The organism is Clostridium sp. (assembly GCF_050717535.1).
In the GTDB taxonomy this organism is placed as follows: domain Bacteria; phylum Bacillota; class Clostridia; order Clostridiales; family Clostridiaceae; genus Clostridium_AD.
The window spans coordinates 132,261-153,244 of the sequence record NZ_JBOITM010000066.1 but is presented as its reverse complement, the minus strand read 5'-3'; the positions used below and the strand labels follow the sequence as shown (position 1 = coordinate 153,244).

Sequence of the window (20,984 nt, the reverse complement as noted above, 5' to 3'; positions counted from 1 at the left end):
TGATGTTTATGTATTTGTTGTTACTTACATTATATCATTTTTAAGAGGATTTTTATACTTATTAATGCTTTTAAACGTTTATATATCAAGGTTTTATGCGAGTTTTACTTGTGCGAAGTTTGAGTCAATAAACATTAAAATTAGGTATTTTTCTTGGATTATGCTAACAAAAGTATATATTGCGCAGAATGCATTCGAACAAGCTTTAGTAATTCTTAACTAATTTTTGTGGAAGATGCGTTAAGAAAAGTGCATGTTTGAGCATATGCCAGTTTGCACTTTTTAGTATCTTTCAATAAAATTAGTTTAGAATTACTTAGCGAAGCGAGAGCATTCCAGCAATATATACTTTTAGTTAAAGCATAATTCAAGAAAAATTTTTCAATGTAATTTCTTGTTTTAATCTACTTTTTTATCACTAGCTACTTCTGAATGTGCATCTTCAACCTCTATATCAGTATTAAGATTTTTTAATGCAACAGCCATCATGAGTTTTATTCTATTAATTTGATTTACTTCACTAGCACCAGGGTCATAATCTATGGCAGTTATATTTGCACCTGGGTACCTTCTCTTTAATTCTTTAATCATTCCCTTACCTGTAACATGGTTAGGAAGACAAGCGAAAGGCTGCATACACACTATATTTTTTGTACCGCTTTCAATAAGTTCCACCATTTCACCAGTCAAAAACCATCCTTCACCAGTTTGATTCCCCAATGATAAAATAGGGGATGCCCCCGCTGCTAACTCTCGTATAGTTTTTGGTGCGTGAAATCTTTTACTATTCCCAAGCACTGACTTCATGTGTTTTCTAAAACTTTCTATATAGGTAATTGCTATATTATTTAATATTTGATCTTTCTTGCTCTTACCCAAATAGTCATGTTTAAAGTTGGCATCAAAAGCACAGTATAGGAAAAAATCTATCAAACCCGGCATCACTGCCTCTCCACCTTCACTTTCAATAACATTTATAATATTATTGTTAGCTGTAGGATGAAACTTGACTAAAATCTCTCCTACTAGACCTATCTGAGGTTTCGAAACATTTTTAAGTTCTAAATTATCAAAATCAGCCACTATAGCAGAAATATTATATTTAAACTCTTGACTTTTACCCTTTATTACTGACTCTTTGCATATTTTTACCCATTTTTCATAAAGTAAATTAGCTGAACCCAGTATCCTCTCGTATGGTCTAACCTTATAGAGCACCTTCATAAGTAAGTCTCCGTAGACCAAGGACATTATTGATTTTTTAACCAACGAGTGCGAGAATTTAAACCCCGGATTTGACTCAAGACCAGCAGCATTTAAGGATACCACTGGAACATTTGGAAATCCCGCTTCCTTAAGTGCTTTCCTAAGAAATCCAATGTAATTTGTAGCTCTACATCCTCCACCAGTTTGAGAAATTATAACGGAAGTATTTCCTATATCATACTTACCTGATTTTAGCGCAGCAATTATTTGCCCTACTACAATTATTGTTGGATAACAGGCATCATTGTTTACATATTTTAAGCCTTCTTCTACAGCCTGAGTATCCACTGAAGGTAAAATCTCTAAATTGTACCCTGATGAGTTAAATGCCTCCTGTATAAATTGAAAATGTATTGGAGACATTTGTGGGGATAAAATTGTGTGTTTTTTTCTCATCTCTTTTGTAAAAATAAGCCTATCATGGACCAGCTCAATTTTCTTCGGCAAAGTTCCATTTTTATCCCTTTCATTAAGGGCTGCCTTTAGAGATCTAATTCTAATTTTCGCTGCTCCCAAATTGTTTCCTTCATCAATTTTTAGTGTTGTATATATCTTTCCATTATTACTTAAAATCTCCTGAACTTGATCTGTTGTAACAGCATCTAGTCCACACCCAAAAGAATTCAGCTGGATAAGCTCAATATTTGGCTCTTTTGCTACAAAACTAGCAGCTGCATATAATCTAGAATGATAAACCCATTGATCTACTACTCTTAATGGTCTTTCAACAACACCTAAATGAGCCACAGAATCCTCTGTTAGCACGGGCATATCAAAATCTGTTATAACACTTGGTATGCCATGATTAATTTCTGGGTCTATATGATAAGGTCTCCCAGCCAAAACTATTCCTTTTTTTCCAGTACGCCTAATATATTCTATTACTTCTTCACCTTTATTTTGAATATCCAATTTTACCTTATCAGTTTCATCCCATGCTTTTTTAACTGCTGTAACTATTTCGCTTTTCTCAATACCAAAACTTGCAAACTCATCAGCTAATCTCAAAATCAATTTTTTATTATTGTCTAAAGATATAAAAGGACTTAGAAAAACAATATTCCTTTCCTTCAAAATATCCATATTATTTTTAATTACCTCAGGATAAGAAGTTACTATAGGACAGTTATAATGATCATCTGCTCCCGGTTGCTCTTTTTTTTCATAGGGAATACAAGGATAAAATATAGTGTCTATTCCCTTATTAATAAGACTCATTATATGCCCATGTACTATTTTAGCAGGGTAACAAGCAGATTCTGAGGGTATTGTATCTATTCCCATTTCATATATCTGTTTGGAAGATCTTTGTGACAATTCTACCCTAAAACCCAAAGTTGTAAAGAATGTAAACCAAAATGGATAATTCTCATATATGTTAAGCACTCTTGGAATACCTATTACCCCTCTAATTGCGTCTTCCTTCTTTAGTGGAATATAATTAAATATTCTTTTGTATTTGTAGTCGTAAAGATTTGGTATTTCTTCTTTATTATGGCTAAGTCCTAGTGCCTTCTCACAACGGTTGCCAGATATAAATTCTCTTTCATTATCAAATTTGTTAATGGTAAGAACACATTGATTTGCGCATTGTTTGCATCTACCCATAGAAGTTTCTACAACAAAACTATCTAATTGTTCTAGTGTTAATAATGTAGAAATTTTGTTTTCTTCATTTCTTTCTTTTGCAATAAGTGCTGCTCCAAATGCGCCCATTAACCCTGCAATATCTGGTCTAACAGCTTCTCTCCCAGAAATAAGTTCAAAAGCCCTAAGAACCGCATCATTATAAAAAGTTCCGCCTTGAACAATTATTTTTTTACCCATTTCCTTTGGATCTCTTATTTTAATAACCTTTAGCAGTGCATTTTTAATTACAGAGTAAGATAGTCCTGCTGATATATCTCCTACTGAGGCACCTTCCTTTTGAACTTGCTTGACTCTTGAATTCATAAACACAGTACACCTTGAACCAAGGTCTACTGGGCTTTTAGAACTAAGAGCTACAGTTGCAAAATCCTCTACTTCCATATTTAAAGAATTAGCAAAGGTTTCAATGAAAGATCCACATCCAGAGGAACAAGCTTCATTTAGCATTATACTATCTATTACCCCGTCTTTTATTTTTAAACATTTCATATCTTGTCCACCAATATCCAATATAAAATCTGCACCCGGTAGAAAGAATTCTGCCGCCTTGTAATGGGCTATAGTTTCAATTTCTCCTATGTCCACTTTTAAGGCTGCCATTATTAATCCTTCACCATAGCCTGTTACTGCCGAATTTCGTATAATTGCACCAACTGGTAAAATAGTATATATATTCTTTAATATTTTTCTAACCATAGTTAATGGATTACCTTCATTACTTCCATAGTAAGAATATAAAAGTGCTCCATCTTCATCTATAAGTGTAGCCTTAGTAGTAGTAGACCCTGCATCTATTCCCAAGAAACAATTTCCCTTATAATCTTTTAATTCTCTTCTTGCTACCTTATATTGACTCTGCCTCTTGTTAAAAACTTCTAACTCTTCCTCATCTAAAAATAAGGGTCTAAGTCTTTGGACTTCCTGGTTAGATGCTTCCTTTAACTTTGGAAGTTGCTTATTTAATTCTTCAAAGGAAATAATATGTTTATCCTTTGACGCCATAGCTGCACCTAGCGCAACAAATAGCTGAGAATTCTCCGGAAAAATAATTTCATCCCCTGTTAATTTCAAAGTTGAAATGAACCTTTGTCGTAGTTCAGACAAGAAAAATAAAGGTCCCCCTAAAAATGCAACATTCCCTTTAATGGGTTTGCCACAAGCAAGTCCACTAATAGTTTGATTAACTACTGCCTGAAAAATTGATACAGCAATATCTTCTTTTGCAGCACCTTCATTTAATAGTGGTTGAATATCTGTTTTTGCAAATACTCCACACCTAGCTGCAATTGGGTATATAGTTTTATATCCCTTTGCAAGTTCATTAAGCCCTGTGGCATCCGTTTGAAGAAGTGACGCCATCTGATCAATAAATGCACCAGTACCTCCAGCACAAGTACCATTCATTCTTTGGTCTATTCCTCCATCAAAATAAATAATCTTTGCATCTTCTCCACCTAGCTCTATAGCTACATTAGTTCTTGGAATAATATTTTCTATAGCATAAGTGCTGGCTATTACTTCTTGTATAAATTCAATGTTTAACCATTTAGATAGAGCTAGTCCACCAGAACCCGTCACCATTATAGTAATATTGCATTCTTTGAAATTACTAAAAGCCTCAGATAAAAGATCGGCTATTGTGCTTTTTATATCAGAAAAATGCCTCTGATATTTACTATATATTATTTTCTCTTGCTGATTTAGTACTACTATCTTAACAGTAGTAGATCCTACATCTAATCCAACATGTAATATTTTTTTCATAATTTTCTTCTCTTTCCCCCACTAGTTTGGATTTATTCTTATTTTCAAACCTAATATTTAATTATATATGTTTACACGATTGAATTCAATCTTCATATTTTTTCAATTTGTTTAATATTTGAGTAAATAGGCTAATTATTCCTATATAGTTATTTCTATTCTTTAAAAAGCAAATTTATTCTCTACAATAACAGCCTCCATAATATAATTTATGCTAATTACATATTATTCAATTTCTATATAAATATCAACTACTTTTACAGAAAATTAACATATAATTTTATAATATTATAACGCATTGAAATGTTGTTAACAATACATTATTTAAACTCATATAATAAAGTATAACTCTAAAGGAGATGATAAAGTGATTAAAGTAGAGATTAACAATGTATCCATGAATTACCACTCATTGACTGCAGAAACTCCCGCATTGAATGATATCTCATTTAATGTACAAGAAAGTCATTTTTTAACTATTGTAGGTCCTTCTGGGTGTGGTAAATCCACTCTTTTAAATATAATAGCTGGTTTAGTCTCCCCCTCATATGGAAAAATAGTCATAAATAGCAACGATGATAACTCAAGCTTTTCAAAAATCGGATATATGTTTCAAAAGGATCAACTATTTGACTGGTTAAATATATGGGACAATGTACTTTTAGGCCTTAAAATTAACCACTGTATTACTGATAAAAATATGGATATGGTGAAAAATCTTTTAATAAATTATAATCTTTGGGAATTTAGAAACCATTATCCTAACGAATTGTCAGGCGGAATGCGCCAAAGAGTAGCTCTAATTAGAACTCTAGCACTAAATCCTGAAGTACTTCTTTTAGATGAGCCTTTCTCAGCACTAGACTATCAAACTAGATTAAACATTAGTGACGAAGTTTATGAAATTATAAAAAAAGAAAAAAAGACTACTATAATGGTGACTCATGATATATCAGAAGCAATTTCTATGTCGGATGATATTATTATTCTTTCAAGTAGACCTGCTATAATTATTAAAAATATGGCCCTTAACTTTGAAAAATCTTTTTCATGCCCACTTAAGCGTAGAGAAGCTCCAAATTTTAGAATTTATTTCAATGAAATTTGGAAGGAGTTGAATAGTAATGAAAGTTCAAAGCGATGAACACAAAAATTATATTAAAAGTATAAAAAGAGAAAAACACTTTGTTATTTTCACAAGACTCGTAATACTAATTGTTTTTTTTAGTTTATGGGAAATTGCTGGCAGACTTTCCTGGATTGATCCTTTTTTAACCAGCACACCATCGAGAATGTATAAGTCGTTTATGCAAATATATGCGGAAGGTACATTAATGTCTCATATATTCATAACCTGCTTTGAAACTATAGTAGGTTTTGTACTAGGAACAATCTTAGGTGCACTTATTGCAATTCTTTTATGGTGGTCAGATTTTGTCTCAAAAGTGCTAGACCCATACTTAATAGTTTTAAACGCACTACCTAAAGTTGCTCTTGCACCAATTATTATATTTTGGGTAGGTAATGGAATAAAGGCAATAATAGTAATTGCTCTTTTAATATCAATAGTTGTAACTATAATAAGCATACTAAGTGGCTTTAGGGAAGTGGATGAAGATAAAATCAAGCTTTTAAAAACCTTTGGAGCTTCTAAATTACAAATACTAACTAACCTAATTATTCCCGCATCTATCCCAACTCTTATTTCAGCATTGAAAATAAATGTAGGTCTGTCATGGGTAGGGGTGATAATGGGTGAATTCCTAGTAGCCAAAGACGGTTTAGGATTTTTGATAATTTTCGGTGGACAAATTTCTCAACTAGATATGGTAATGATGAGCATAGTAATACTTTCAGTTTTAGCTTACCTAATGTATGAAATGGTTGCATTTTTAGAAAGAAAAATAGTAAATAAAAGCAAATAAATTTTCAGCTTAAGTGAATATATTTATAATCCTTGGGTAGTATTTATATGTAATATTAAATGCAAAATTGTAATATCATTATTTAACAACCAATTTTTTTACTCTTCGGAGAACTGTAAGGAGGAAAATAATGGACTACTTTCAAAAAGCCAACGACATATACAATACTAAGGATTATAATAGAGCAATTGCATTATATAAAAAAGCTGCTGAAATGAAAGATAATGAGGCTGGGTCACTTTATAATACTGCAGTATGCTTTATTCACTTAAAAGAATACGAAAGTGCAATACCCATATTTCATGATGCTATAGCCATAAGACGAGAAAGCAAATACTTTTTCAACTTAGCTTATTGCTATGCTATGTGCCTTAACAAGCCAAAAGCATTATATTACTTCAACACCGCTTGGTCACTAAATAATGAAGATGAAGATTGTGAAAAAGCTATTAATTTGTTATTAAAAAGCTATAAAAAAGCTCCCTAAAAAATTAGGGAGCTTTTTCTTACCATTCGCCAGCTATACTTTCCTGTTTATGATCAATAAGAAATCTTTTACTATCAAAATAGTCCCCACCAATTAAAAATGTAGGATCTACATTAATCCATTTATCATCGCTCTCTATATAAACTTGATTCCAAGCATGACTAACCCAATTGTTCCCATTGAATCCTTGGCCGGTTATAATTCTAACCTTTATATTATTAGCCCTGCACATAGCTACAAAAAGACTTGCATAATCAAAGCATATTCCACTTTTAGATTCATAGGTTGGTATAGCTCCAGATTTCGCTTCTAAATCACTATTTAATACTCTATTTGCTTTTTCGTCATCATAAACTATTTCACTACCTACCCAATTATAAATAGCTCTTGCTTTAGCTCTTGTTCCACTTTTCCCTTTTACCAATTTTTTGGCATATAGATTGATTTCATCATTAGATTTAATTGCCTGCTCTAATGTAATACCATTATAGTAAGTTATAACCCTTTGCTTATTTGCTGCATTAGGCTCCTGAACATTAGCCTCCTTTATTACAATTTTAAAGGAATTATTAACTATATTAGGAAGCTTTTTTGCTAGTTTTGAATTAGTAAGTGGTATAACAACTTGTTTAGATATATAATTATATACTTGTGATTCTTCCAAATACTTATTGTATGTATCAGTTATCTTAAGAAGTGATAAAAAGTTCAACATAAAAGTAATGACAATTACATAACATATAGCCTTGGGAATTTGAAATATTGCCCCTACAATTCTTTTAAAATGACCACTTTTATTCTTTAAGCTATCCTCAATGCTATCAAATAAAGGATAAATGGTAACGCGACTAATAAGGTCAGCTGCAAAATTTATCATTGTATAAATTATTAATACCGTAAGTGGCATCAATAATACATAAATCACTAATGGTTTATCATTAACAAACTCTATAGCTTTTAGTGGTATAGAGTTATATATTTTTTCGAAGATTCCTTCGTTATGTTGAATAAAAACTTTCTTAGTGTAATATATCCCTATAAATAATGAACTTAAAAAAGATATACTTTGCGCCATTCCTTGAACAGTTTCCTTTAAATTTCGAGATGAAAATTTAAATATAAACCCTTTAATTATTGGGTACATAAAGAAGACTACTAGAATTAAAGTTATAGGCTCTTTAAACAAATTTATCACCTGCTTTCGTTATTATGCAATTAAATCATCACCTGCAGTGCTTAAATATTAGCAAATTCAAAAGAAAATTTGTACTCCTACAAATCTTCTACATTATTAATTAAATCTCTTAATACTTTTTTTATCATATCCCACTTAAAGCCTCGCCTTAAAAGATAGTCCCCTAGCTTTTTATATATCTTAATTTCTTGAGTCTCTGACTTAATTAATATGTTATATCTTTTGCTGGCTAATTCCTGTAATTTGTTATAGTCTTCTTCATAAGTATCTTCAGTGTCCAATATTTCTTTGGCTTCCTCATTATTAATATCTTTAGTTATTTTACCTAAAACTTTATTTACTATTTCATAATCATATCCACTTCGCACTAAATAGTCTGAGGTCTTTTTATATAATTTCTGGAAATTCTTTTCACTCTTAGACAATGTTGCTATCTTTTTTTCGCCTAATTTCATAGCTACCTCAAACTGCTCCTCACAAGTTATTTTATCCAAACCTTGCTGAATCAATTCTTTTGGAAGAGATTTCTTTATTAAAGTGAATTTTATTTTATTTTTACCACAAGATTTTATTTTTTCTTTTATAAATAATTCCACAAATCTATAATCATCAACAAATCCATACTCTTTTAAAAATACAATTACTCTATCTATGGTTTTAACATCAAATTCTTTTGCTGTTAATTTATCCACCACTTGCCTGGCTGATTTAAAGCTTCGTTCCAAAAAATGAAGTGCAGCATTTTTACCCTTTATATAATTGTCTTCATCAATTATATTTTGTAAACTCTCTTTTTCAATGGTCCTGCCCTTTGTTATATTGTGAATATAAACAAGCTCTGCATCACAAGCAAAGGCAAATTCATCATTCATATAAATGTTAACTCTATGATTATTTTTCTTTTGAGCTTCTATTTTTGTTATAATACTACTCAATACTAACCTCTCTTTTCCGGTAAAAATATATGAATTGTTGGCTTTTGTAATACTTTTTTAGCAACATTATATAAATCTTCGCTTTTAATATTACTCATGTTTTCCATATCCTCAGTAAACTGATATATGTTTTCGTCATCCATAGCCTGATGAATTACATAATTTCCAAGGTCCGTTGAATCCTCCAATGTTGATGCAATAGCAGTTTTTAATATTTTTTTCATTAGAGCTATAGTATTGTCATCAAAAACTATTTTTTTACTTTCAATATCCCTAATAGCTGTATCAATTACCTCTATTGCCTCATCTACATTTTCTTCTGAAACAGAGGTATAAATATATAGTGTCTTTACATTATTAGAAGTATCTAAATGAGTGTAAACATCATAGGACAATCCTCTTTCTTCTCGAAGCTCTCTAAATAATATAGAATTAGAACTTTCTCCAAATTTATAATTTAATATTCTAAGTGCCAATTCCTCATCCTTAGATAGTCCATTGAAGGTAAACAAGTAAAGTATGGTACTTTGCTCAATTTCTTTTTTATATGAAATTTCTTTTACAAATTGGTTGTGTTCATATATTATCTTTTTCTTTTCAAAACTTTTCTTACTCCAATTACCAAAATACTTTTGCACCATATCTATTATTACCCCATGTTCAAGTGGAGATACAATAGATATAAAACAATTATTTGGCACATAATATTTATTATAAAAATCAACAAGTTGCCTTCTTGCAACTTTTTTTACTATCTTTTCATTACCAATAGTATCTTCCCTGAGAGGACTGTAAATAAAAGCAACTTCATTGACTCTCTTAAAGCTTAGGTCCTCAATGTCATCATTAATTGTTCTGATTTCAGCCAGTATTACACCCCTTTCTTTTTCAATTTCATCTTTCGGAAAGGTAGAATTCAAGACCATATCTCCCATAAGTGATACTACATTCTCTAATTCCTCATTTAAAATTGTAGAACTGTACACTGTGCAATTGAAGTCCGTATATGCATTATATTCTCCACCTAAATTTTCCAGTTCACTATTTAGTTTTTCATTAGTTCTGCTTACAGTTCCTTTAAAAAGCATATGCTCTATAAAATGTGCTATTCCTTTTTCATTTTTTTCTTCATAAAGCGACCCTATGTTTATTCCAACATGAACAGCTGAAATTTGACTATCTTTTTTAATAGTAATAAGTTTAATTCCACTACTTAACTCTGTTTGTTTGGTATTAAAAATTTCTTTATTCATAATTTTCTCCTTTAATCAAAAAATAAAAATATATATTTATTAACTATATCATACTTTTATGAATTTTAGACTATTTTCTTACCCGATTTTATATTATCATATAATTTTAGTAAACATCTACTATTTCAATGGTATGCTTACCCTTATTTAAAAATTAGCCTGCATTTCACAAATTGAATTTAGCGACAATATAGCTTATAACAATTTAAAACTAGCATTAATTCCCTATACAATAGCATAAATTCATTTGACTAATACTCAATTATATAGTACAATTAAAATTCGGGTCGAATACGTATAGACAGTTCGTAACCATCCTGTCTCAAAACAAAACTATGGAGGCACAAAAATGAATATTAAATTAAATGAAGGAACTATCTCTGTAAAAATAAGAAGAATTGTTTTTGCAGCAATGGTGGCTGCTATTTATGCAGCTTTAACTCTAAGCTTGTCGTTTTTCAGCTTTGGAGTTGTTCAATATCGTATTGCTGAAGGACTTACTATCCTACCTTACTTTGCATCCTTTTCAATTCCAGGGCTAGTAATAGGTTGTATAGTTTCTAATATCATAAGTCCACTAGGTATTATGGATATGATTTTCGGTTCCCTTGCAACATTTATAGCCGCGATTTCAACTTACTATATTGGTAAAAGCAAATTTAGATTTAAAAGAATTCTTGCTCCGTTACCGGCTGTAGTATTTAATGCCATTATTATAGGCATATTGTTGAAGCTTTTATATTTTAAAGACATGCCCCTTTTACTTTGTATGATGCAAGTTGCATGGGGAGAATTTGTCTGCTGTTATGGAATTGGATTACCTCTTATTTATGTTATTGAAAAGAACTCAATTTTGAGGAATTTTTTTAAATAATTGTAAAAAAGCAATTTAATTTTGCTTTTTTAGTTTAATATTTGTTATTCTGTATATACTTTAATATGAGATGTATTTGATACTTTATAAGAAGAAAGAGGAAAAAAATTAATGAATAAAATTGAAAAATTAAGATTTGATGAACTAGGACTAAATGAATCAGTAATGCAAGCTATAACAGATTTGAAATTTGAATATCCATCTGACATTCAACAAAAGGCTATCCCAGTTGTACTAGAAGGTTTTGATATAATAGGTCAGGCTCAAACAGGAACTGGTAAAACATTAGCATTTGGTGCACCTATTTTAAGTATGATGGAAAAATCAAACGGAAAAATTCAAGCAATAATATTATCTCCAACAAGAGAACTTGCAGTGCAAGTTGCAGAAGAACTTCAACGTATTGCAAAACATGAAAGAATAAAAATATTGCCAATCTATGGTGGTCAATCTATCGATAGACAAATCTCCGCTTTAAAAAGAGGCGTGGATATTGTTGTTGGAACTCCAGGAAGACTACTTGATCATATTAGAAAAGGCACTTTAAAACTTGCAAATGCTAAATTTCTTGTTTTAGATGAAGCTGACGAAATGTTAAATATGGGATTTATTGAAGATATTGAAAGTATTATAAGTAATTTAAGTGAAGATAGACAGACTTTACTTTTCTCAGCTACTATGCCAAGAGCTATTAAAGTATTGTCAAAAAAATATATGCATCCTGAAACAAAAATTATTGCAATTGAAAAGAAATCACTAACTGTTTCTAAAACTAAGCAATACTATTACGAAGTAAATTCAAAAAATAAATTTGAATCACTTTGCAGAATTCTTGATGTTGATGCTCCTAAGACTTGTATATTGTTCTGTAAAACTAAAAAGGGTGTAGATGAGTTAGTAGAAGGATTACAACCTAGAGGTTATACTGTAGAAGGTATGCACGGAGATATGAAACAAAGCCAGAGAATGAATACTCTAAAAAAATTCAAAGATGGTAATTTGAATTTCCTAATTGCAACAGACGTAGCTGCAAGAGGAATTGACGTTGAAGATGTTACTCATGTAATAAACTATGACTTACCACAAGATAGTGAATCATATATTCATAGAATAGGTAGAACCGGTAGAGCAGGTAAAGAAGGTACAGCTTATAGTCTTATTACAAGACGAGAAGCTTCTTCTATAAGACAAATTGAACGTGATACTAAAAGTGTAATCACTAAAAAAACTGTTCCTACTATAATAGATGTTTTTGCTGCTAAATCAGAAACTATTCTAGATTCTATAAAATTAGTTTTAAACGAAAATTTATATGAAAACTTCCTTCCACTTGGAAAAAAACTTATAAGTGAATTTGGTGCAGAAGATGTAGCCGCTTCTCTTATAAAAATTATTTTTGATAAAGAAGTTAACTATAACTATGCAGATGATTCTACGACAACAACAAATGATACTGTTAGACTATTCCTTTCTATTGGAAGAATGGATGATGTTATGACTAAAGATATTATATCTTTCTTATGCGAAACAGCTAATATTAATAAAAATGAACTTGGCCGTATCGATATTTTAGATAAATTCTCATTTTTAGATGTACCTTCAAACTTAGTTGATTCTATTTTAAATAATAGTTCAGGTAAAAAGTTAAATAGTAGAAAAGTAAATATTGAGGTTGCTAAATCTAGAAGATAGATTTATTAACTCAAAAGAGAGTCCTTATTGATAATAAGGGCTCTCTTTATTTGGTTGCTTTTTATTCATAATTTTTCTAAGTTTAATAATTTTATCACCCCATTTAACATACAATATAAAATGGGGTGATAATTATGAATAAATTCAAAAAATTGCTTTATACATTAATTTTTATCTTATTTGTTGAGATATTTTTAATATATATAATGTCTCAATAACTAAATTTATAATCCTTATTTTTTATTCTACTATATTGGCTTTGTATATTTCTTCAAAGGTGCATAAGCTCTGTACTATTTTATTAGTCTTAATATGCCTTGGTGCTAAGATCGTATATATTGTCGTACTATATTCTGGATTTTCATCCTCATCATCTATAGCAAAGTCTATAGTCTTAACTTTTATGCTCATACCCTCAAAATATTGTTCTAATTTTTCTACCATGTTTTTCTTGTTACCATATTGAATTTCTATTTTAAGCACATTAGTGTTTTTAAAAAGTTTAGCCTCAAAAGTCTTAAAAAATACCAATACTATAAAAACAAATATTGTTGATAATATAGTTAATGTGTAATAACCTAGACCAACTGCAAGCCCAATACATGCCACTGTCCATATACTTGCCGCAGTAGTAAGTCCTTTTACTGACCCCTTTTCGTGCATTATAGTCCCTGCGCCTAAAAAACCTACTCCTGTTATAACTTGTGCTCCTAGCCTTCCAATATCTGCTTTTAAGGCATTCTGAAGTTCTGGATGCTGCAGTATTATATTGGTTGTATCTTGAATCGAATATAATTGTATCATTGATGTAATGGCAGCACCTAAACATACTAGAATATGCGTTCTAAAACCAGCTGGCCTATTTTTAACTTCCCTCTCATATCCAATCAAACCACCAACTACAACAGCAAGGGCAAGCCTTATTGCTACTTCATATGCTAACATGTATATACCCCCAACAAATTTATCATATTCTATTATAATTAATTATAAGCTAATATATGCACAATTACATATACCATATTTCTTCTTTGCTTGTTGAAATACCAATTGCCCCTGCCTTAATACTAGCAATTACATCTTCTTTGTCTGAAATTAAACCCCCAGTAATTATAGGAATATTTACTTCTGTACCAATTGTTTTCGTTACCCTTGGCATAATTCCAGGTAATATTTCTACAGCATCAGGCCTTATGTTTTTAATAGAATTTATACCGCTTTCTAATGATAATGCATCTAGCATAAAAAGTCTCTGTATAGAAAATAACCCCATTTCCTTTGCAGTTCTGATAAGGCTACTTTTAGTAGTGATAATTCCATTGGGCTTTATAATTTCATTAATATATTGTAGTGCACAGGCATTTCTTGAAAACCCTTCAATTAGATCCAAATGTACAAATACACTCTTATTACTTGCCTTTGCTTTATTAACAAGTTCTTGTAAATTAAAAATACTTCCTGTAAGCAAGAAAATAATTTCACAAGGGGATTGTATAGCTTTCTCTAACTTTTCCAAATTGTTTACTGCTGCAATTACTGGATTTTCACGAATCCTATCATAAAATTCATTTTTAATAATTCTCACCCCTATTATTTTAATTTAAGCCATATTTAATTTTAAAAATGCATAAAAGTAAAGTTTTATACAAAATAATAATATCACACTGTGCTTAACTATTTCAAAAATTATGTTTGAAGAAAAAATCAACATATTGGCTATTTTTTTCTAATTTAATTTAAATACTTTAATTCAATACCATTTGAGTTTAACCACTCTCTAACAAATTCAGCTATACAACTATCTTCATACTTATACCATTCTTCTGTCATATTTTCTTTATCCATTAAAACGTGTTTAAATTTTTTTACTGGATCTTTACTGTTTAATGCCTTATTCAGTTCTTGTTTTAAGTCTGAATTATTAACTATATTATTAACATATCTCTTCATTGCACTTATATAAAAATTTTGATCTATAAGTGGTGTGCTCAAATATCTATTAACCTCATCTTCATTAATAAGTATAGCTACCATAACAAATTCTTTTAGCCAAGTATCGAAAGTGTCATCCTTTAAAGTCCCATTCTCTAAGGCTGTACTTACTTCTGTAGGAATATATATAACCTCGCCAGTGTGTTTATCTAAAAAACTTTTTCCTAAATTATCATCTTCATGTGAAATTGTTTCTATAAGTGCTTGCATATCAATATCTACAATGTTAACTTTTCCCATATTTATTTATTTTCCTCCTATACATTAAGTCACATTGAAATAAATCGCAAATCTGTATTTTAATCTATTTCATGTGCCTAACTCTATCTTATCATAAAACAGTGCATTTATAATAATATAGCCAATAAACCTTTACGGTCTATTGGCTATATTATTTATTGCCATATTATTTATTCATCGAAAGTTGATTCATATTCTTCTAATACTCTTTCAAATTCTTCTTCATCTTCTACTGCAATATATTGCTCTTTGCCCTCTACGGTTTCGATTTTATAGACGAAAGCATCCTCTTCCTCTCCTATAGGAGCTAATAAAGCATATTTAATTTCTTCTAATTCAATGATTTCAACTAATTCAAAATCAACCTTTTCTCCATCTTCGTCCATCATTGATATAATTTTATTTTCTTCCATAAACATTCTCCTTTCAACCTTAATAATAATATTATACCTTTAATAAGGCTACTATGTCTATATGAAAACATAGATTTTAAGTATATTTTAAGCTTAATCATTTTTCAAGTATACTAATATTTTTATTTCCCATATCCATACATTCCTCTTATAGAGACTTCCCCTGAAACAATATATTCTAGCACTCCCTTAGGATTTTCAATAACTAATTCTCCACTATCACTTATATCTATTGCCTTAACTGTTGCTATTTTTCCTCTGTTAATTAATTGAATTTCTTTTCCTATAAGTATAGAGTTTTTTCTACAAATATCTATAGTTTCTTTTATATTTCCATTTCCCACAAAATCACTATATAATTCCTCAAAACTGTTTAATACGTTAGCAAGTAAAATCTTTCTATCAATATGTTTTCCACTCTCCACTAAAAGTGAAGTGGCAACTTCTTTTAGATCCATTGGTATATCTTCTTCATCCAAGTTCACATTAATACCAATTCCCATAACTAGGTAATTAATATGATCTATTTCTCCACTCATTTCTGTTAGTATGCCACAAATTTTTCTATTATTAAGTACTATATCATTAGGCCACTTAATACTTGTTTTAATACCCATTTTCATAATAGCCTTTTGAACAGCCGCTGCTCCAAGTAATGTTATTTGCGATATGTTCTCTGTAATTATATTGGGCCTAAGTATTATTGACATCCATATGCCCTTATATTTAGGAGATACCCAATTCCTCCCCAGCCTTCCACGTCCTGTAGTTTGTTCTTCACTTATTATAACTGTACCGTGCTTTTCTCCACCCTCTGCTAATTCCTTAGCCTTTGAATTAGTTGAACCTATAGAATCGTTGTATATCAAATTTTTACCTATGTACTCAGTACTTAGATAGTCTTTAATTTCTTCAAAGGTAAGTATATCTGGTGAGGATATTATTCTGTAGCCCTTTCTTGAAATTGCTTCAATTTCATAGCCATCCTCTTTGATTATATTTATGTATTTCCATATGGCAGCACGACTAACTCCTAGCTTTTCACTGATCTTTTGACCAGATACAAACTCACTTCCACTTTCCTTAAGTAACTTAAGAATTTTCCCTTTCATATGATCCACACCCTCTTTTGTTTTATAAGGTTCTAAAAAAGATAGTCTGTATATTTTATATTTATCTATAATTGTCTATAATCTTCTTTCTTATACTCATGCGCGCCTTTCAGTGCGAAATTAATGTCTTTTAATAACAAATTCTTATCTTGTGGCAATGTTCCCGAAAGCGCAATATAATTAGAAGCATGATTGCTTCTAAACATACAGTTGGTAACTTCTACATTTTCTATGAATTCTTTTAACTCATACATTATTTGCTTTGGAGTTAATATATGAAAAATAGACTTCTGCGCCTCTTCATATAATGGGGTTCCAATCTCTAACATCAATGTTAAAAAGCCTATATAATCCGGGTTTATAGCACTTATAAGTTTAGCAGATTCTATTGCATGCTCACTTGTTTTTGACCTACCACCTATTCCTGAGATAAGAGTCGTAGATAACTTTATCCCGCTCTCTTTAACCTTTCGCCCTGCCATAAGCATCTCGCTCGTAGTTATTCCCTTATTTATGCCTTTTAATATTTCATCACTCCCAGATTCAACTCCTAGATACACAATGCCAATACCCAAATTCTTGAGCTGCCTAAGTTCCTCTATTGATTTCCTTAAAATATCCTTAGGAGTAGAATATATTCCCACTCGCACGCATTCCGGAAATAATTCTCTTATTTTTAATAAAATAGATTTCAATTTACTAGTTTCAAGCACTAGAGCATCTCCATCTGCAAGAAACACTTTTTTAACTTTTCCATAGGTTAAACTAGCACATTCTAAATCTTCCATAATATCTTTTAAATCACGTATCCTAAACTTCTTTTCTTTGTACATTCCACAAAAAGTACACCCATTATGTGAACAACCTATAGTAGCTTGTAGTATAAGACTCTTTGCCTCACTAGGCGGTCTATATACTACCCCTTCATATCTCACCCTAATCATCATCTCCATCTATCTAACCCCCTCATGACCGCAGGCCATGAGTTCTTTTGTACTACGTGAATACCTTTCATTGAATACCCTATAAGTATACCATATGTTTTTATAGAAAATTAGAACTTTAAACATACATCCTAGTAGCTTTTAAAATTTGAGTTTATATAGTAAGAGTATATATTGTGTAAGCTGCATTTGAGCAAGCCTTAGTAATTCACAATTTATTTTATTTATGGTTGCGTGAAGAAAACCGCATGTTTGAGCGCTAGCGAGTTTGCGGTTTTTAGCAACTATAAATAAAATAAATTGTAGAATTACTTAGCGAAGCGAATGCAGCTGTAACAATATATACTCTTACTTAATACCTCATTTTAATAGCGATAACTCTTCTTCACACTTTCGAACAAAAGCTTTGATATTTTCCTTTTCCTCTTTGATTTTTTCCTCACTAAGCTCAGCCCTACCCAGTCTATCACACTGTGATAACATGGCAATTTCACTAATAGAAATTTCCTTTGACATGCTTTTAACATCCCCAAAAGGTAGATCTTTCATTACAAAGAGAGTTTGCATATGCCACCTAACTAAAGATGTAACCCGCTTAATAAATTCCTCGTCCTGTGTAAATTTCTCAAGAAATTTTCTACAAAGCTCTGCACCCATTGTGTCATGGCCATAAGATGTTATTTTTCCCTTACGGATTTTTGTTGTAGGGGCTTTCCCTAAATCATGTAATAATGCACCCCACATAAATGCTCTTGGATTTTCACTTAACCCTTTTACCTTTGCTGCATTATCTACCACCAGCATTGTATGAATCCATACATTTCCTTCTGGATGATGTTCTGGAGATTGATTAGTGTCTACTAATGCCCTTAATAATGTATATGGGTAGTCATTAAAGATGCTGTCATCATTTATTATATTATTGAAATATGTCGAAGGCTTCTCATCTTCCATTAGATGATTTTCAAATTGTTCAAACATTTTTTTCATATTTTAGTTCCCTTCTTTTTATTATTAATATTTATGTGTTTATGTATTCTTCTATTATTTCATTATAACAAAATAACAGATGTTTATTATCATATTTTAGATAATAAACATCTGCCTCCTTTGTTTTGCTATACGTATTAACTATTCTGACTTAACTCCACCATACTCACTTTTTTTAGTTTCAAAAACACTTTCATTAATTGCACTTTCTTCCACCGATTGAATTATTTGATTTTTAGAATGTGCATTTTGCGATTTTGTATCTTTTTTAATATAATCACGTAGATTTTCCTTGTGAGCCTCTTCACGATTTTTCATATAAAAACCTCCTACCAATTATTGGTCTTGGTGCTCATTATACTTGTCTAACACCTTTTTAAACTCAGCTCCAAGGCCTATGGATGAGTATTCTGTCTCACCATTTTTTACAACTGACCTATAAGCATAAGCCTCATCTGAATCCTTAGGACCAACTATAACATATTCATTTCCATCCATTTTAATTGCATCAATCAATTCCAAATCTACTTTCTTTCCATATTCATTTACTACAGTAATTGTTTCATTAGCTTTCATATTCATTTCTCCTTTAACTTAGGCTTAGTCATATAAACAATAAATCTTTAAAAAGCATCTATTTATTTTCATATACCTTTATTAGATTGTGCCTAAATGAAAGTTTTATACCAAATTTTTATAATAACTCAGCGCAAATTTTTTTCAAGTTAAATTTACAAATTATACACAGAAGTTCTCATAAAGTGGACTAAATTATAAAAAAGTGACACCAAACCTTTAAAAGAAAGGTGTGACTTTTCATTTCTTATATTCACAAGAAATTATATCTAAAAGTTTTTCTTTAATATTTAATTCAGGATTTTCTAAAACTTTATCTAAAAGGAATTTTAGCATAATCCCTATTTCTTTCCCTGGCTTAAGCGATAATTTACTAATTATATCTTCACCGTTTATCTCAAGGTCTTTTATAGCTAGTGGAACTTTAGATTCTAAAATAGCCATTGCAATTTCTTCCATTTTTTCGATTTCTACTAAACGAATTTCTGAAAAACGTGAGCCTAGCGCATCTGCCCTTTGTAAAGCAAAGAGGTCAGGTACTAAATTTATACCCACCCTATTAATAAGGTGCTTTACAGAAGCATCTGTTGGCTTTGGAAGTACATTCATATGTTCATTTACTAAAGTGCTAATTTTATTTATGCTTTGATTGTCGAATTTAAGCCTCTTAAGTATTTGCTTGGATATTTTAACACCTTTTTTATCATGACCATAAAAATGTCCTATACCTTTATTATCAACAGTAAAACAATTTGGTTTAGCTACGTCGTGTAATAATGCTGCTACTCTCACATTAAGCTTTGGTGGACAGTTTTCCACAACGGCTAAGGTGTGTTCAAATATATCTTTATCATGATGAGGATTCTGCTGATTAAATCCTACGGCCACTTGAAGTTCCGGCAGTATAAATTCTAATAGCTTAGTATCCTTAAGTGTTGTTAATGCTTTTGTAGTATTGTTACCTATGATCATCTTACATAGTTCATCTCTAATTCTTTCATTACTTACATTTAGTATAAGGTAAGAATTTGATTTTATAGCCTCTAGTGTTTTTTCTTCTATATAAAAGTCTAAGGATGCTGCAAAACGAATAGCTCTGAGCATTCTTAGAGCATCTTCTTGAAACCTTTTATTCGGCTCGCCTACTGCTCTAATTGTTTTATTTTTTAAATCTTCCATACCACCAAAATAATCAATAAGACCTTGCTCCTCATTAAAAGCTAGTGCATTTATTGTAAAGTCTCTTCTAGCTAGATCTTCTTTTAAATTTAGAACAAATGTAACACTCTCTGGTCTTCTGCTATCCAAGTACTTACCATCTAATCTGTAAGTTGTAACTTCGTATCCATCTCCATCGATCATAACAGTTACAGTTCCGTGTTCTATGCCTGTAGGAACTGTCTTATCAAAAAGTCTAACAATCTCTTCAGGTAATGCATTAGTAGTTATATCATAGTCCTTGGGCAGGGTTGTTCCAATTAAACAATCACGTACACTTCCACCAACTATAAAAGCTTCATATCCATTATCTTTTATACAATCTAAAATTATTTTTACATTTTTCGGTATATACATTTCCATGTTTTTAATACTCATTGCAATCACCCTTCTTCTTTTACTACGCACCGCATAAAAATAAATGCCAATTCATGCCTCCAATATATAAGTTTAATATT

At 30.7% G+C, this 20,984-nt stretch carries 19 protein-coding genes and 1 pseudogene; 6 read left to right on the top strand and 14 right to left on the bottom strand.

Going from position 1 to position 20,984, the window contains the following annotated elements:
- Positions 1-223: hypothetical protein (locus ACREVU_RS09820; RefSeq protein WP_431551409.1), on the top strand; the 223-nt coding region annotated here is incomplete at its 5' end.
- Between the two features lie 176 nt (positions 224-399).
- Here ACREVU_RS09820 and ACREVU_RS09815 read toward each other — a convergent pair.
- Positions 400-4,680, bottom strand: a complete 4,281-nt coding sequence (locus ACREVU_RS09815) for an acyl-CoA dehydratase activase-related protein (RefSeq protein WP_431551408.1) — start codon at positions 4,678-4,680, stop codon at positions 400-402.
- A 367-nt stretch (positions 4,681-5,047) separates the two neighbouring features.
- On the opposite strand from ACREVU_RS09815, the gene ACREVU_RS09810 reads away from it, so the two are divergent.
- From ACREVU_RS09810 to ACREVU_RS09800, 3 genes and pseudogenes are all read left to right on the top strand, one after another.
- Positions 5,048-5,824, top strand: a complete 777-nt coding sequence (locus ACREVU_RS09810; protein WP_431551407.1) for an ABC transporter ATP-binding protein — start codon at positions 5,048-5,050, stop codon at positions 5,822-5,824.
- A complete protein-coding gene (locus ACREVU_RS09805; RefSeq protein ID WP_431551406.1) occupies positions 5,805-6,605 on the top strand; it encodes an ABC transporter permease in 801 nt (266 codons plus the stop codon). The genes ACREVU_RS09810 and ACREVU_RS09805 overlap by 20 nt, the downstream gene beginning before the upstream one ends.
- A gap of 115 nt (positions 6,606-6,720) precedes the next feature.
- Positions 6,721-7,092: pseudogene (locus ACREVU_RS09800) on the top strand (tetratricopeptide repeat protein); the annotation flags it as partial.
- Between the two features lie 19 nt (positions 7,093-7,111).
- Here the strand turns inward: ACREVU_RS09800 and ACREVU_RS09795 are convergent.
- From ACREVU_RS09795 to ACREVU_RS09785, 3 genes are all read right to left on the bottom strand, one after another.
- Positions 7,112-8,278, bottom strand: a complete 1,167-nt coding sequence (locus ACREVU_RS09795; RefSeq protein WP_431551405.1) for a transglutaminase-like domain-containing protein — start codon at positions 8,276-8,278, stop codon at positions 7,112-7,114.
- 86 nt (positions 8,279-8,364) lie between these two features.
- Entirely contained in the window at positions 8,365-9,222 is an 858-nt protein-coding gene (recX, locus tag ACREVU_RS09790; RefSeq protein WP_431551404.1) for a recombination regulator RecX, read from the bottom strand.
- A gap of 2 nt (positions 9,223-9,224) precedes the next feature.
- Positions 9,225-10,475, bottom strand: coding sequence for a M16 family metallopeptidase (locus ACREVU_RS09785; RefSeq protein ID WP_431551403.1), 1,251 nt, complete (start codon positions 10,473-10,475; stop codon positions 9,225-9,227).
- Between the two features lie 349 nt (positions 10,476-10,824).
- Here ACREVU_RS09785 and ACREVU_RS09780 point away from each other — a divergent pair, with 349 nt between their 5' ends.
- Together ACREVU_RS09780 and ACREVU_RS09775 are read left to right on the top strand one after the other, a co-directional pair.
- Positions 10,825-11,349 carry a QueT transporter family protein gene (locus ACREVU_RS09780; RefSeq protein ID WP_431551402.1) on the top strand — a complete coding sequence of 175 codons (525 nt, stop codon included), beginning with the start codon at positions 10,825-10,827 and terminating at the stop codon, positions 11,347-11,349.
- Between the two features lie 120 nt (positions 11,350-11,469).
- Positions 11,470-13,041 (top strand): DEAD/DEAH box helicase, encoded by a 1,572-nt coding sequence (locus tag ACREVU_RS09775; protein ID WP_431551419.1) that lies wholly within the window; start codon positions 11,470-11,472, stop codon positions 13,039-13,041.
- Between the two features lie 240 nt (positions 13,042-13,281).
- On the opposite strand, the gene ACREVU_RS09770 is transcribed toward ACREVU_RS09775, so the two are convergent.
- The 10 genes from ACREVU_RS09770 to ACREVU_RS09725 all read right to left on the bottom strand — a co-directional run bounded on the left by ACREVU_RS09770 (position 13,282) and on the right by ACREVU_RS09725 (position 20,904).
- Entirely contained in the window at positions 13,282-13,986 is a 705-nt protein-coding gene (locus tag ACREVU_RS09770) for an MgtC/SapB family protein (protein ID WP_431551401.1), read from the bottom strand.
- A gap of 64 nt (positions 13,987-14,050) precedes the next feature.
- Positions 14,051-14,626, bottom strand: a complete 576-nt coding sequence (locus ACREVU_RS09765) for a glycerol-3-phosphate responsive antiterminator (RefSeq protein ID WP_431551400.1) — start codon at positions 14,624-14,626, stop codon at positions 14,051-14,053.
- A 146-nt stretch (positions 14,627-14,772) separates the two neighbouring features.
- Positions 14,773-15,273, bottom strand: coding sequence for a UPF0158 family protein (locus ACREVU_RS09760; protein ID WP_431551399.1), 501 nt, complete (start codon positions 15,271-15,273; stop codon positions 14,773-14,775).
- 170 nt (positions 15,274-15,443) lie between these two features.
- Positions 15,444-15,686, bottom strand: coding sequence for a DUF1292 domain-containing protein (locus ACREVU_RS09755; RefSeq protein WP_431551398.1), 243 nt, complete (start codon positions 15,684-15,686; stop codon positions 15,444-15,446).
- A gap of 122 nt (positions 15,687-15,808) precedes the next feature.
- Complete coding sequence (locus ACREVU_RS09750; RefSeq protein WP_431551397.1) at positions 15,809-16,798, bottom strand: biotin--[acetyl-CoA-carboxylase] ligase; 990 nt, start codon at positions 16,796-16,798, stop codon at positions 15,809-15,811.
- A 65-nt stretch (positions 16,799-16,863) separates the two neighbouring features.
- On the bottom strand, positions 16,864-17,733 hold the full coding sequence (locus ACREVU_RS09745) for a radical SAM protein (protein ID WP_431551418.1): 870 nt from the start codon (positions 17,731-17,733) through the stop codon (positions 16,864-16,866).
- A gap of 369 nt (positions 17,734-18,102) precedes the next feature.
- Positions 18,103-18,732, bottom strand: a complete 630-nt coding sequence (locus ACREVU_RS09740) for an HDIG domain-containing metalloprotein (RefSeq protein ID WP_431551396.1) — start codon at positions 18,730-18,732, stop codon at positions 18,103-18,105.
- Positions 18,733-18,873: 141 nt separating this feature from the next.
- Complete coding sequence (locus tag ACREVU_RS09735; protein WP_431551395.1) at positions 18,874-19,050, bottom strand: hypothetical protein; 177 nt, start codon at positions 19,048-19,050, stop codon at positions 18,874-18,876.
- A gap of 18 nt (positions 19,051-19,068) precedes the next feature.
- On the bottom strand, positions 19,069-19,308 hold the full coding sequence (locus ACREVU_RS09730) for a DUF1292 domain-containing protein (protein WP_431551394.1): 240 nt from the start codon (positions 19,306-19,308) through the stop codon (positions 19,069-19,071).
- Positions 19,309-19,548: 240 nt separating this feature from the next.
- Entirely contained in the window at positions 19,549-20,904 is a 1,356-nt protein-coding gene (locus tag ACREVU_RS09725; RefSeq protein WP_431551393.1) for a CCA tRNA nucleotidyltransferase, read from the bottom strand.
- Positions 20,905-20,984 lie beyond the last annotated feature (80 nt).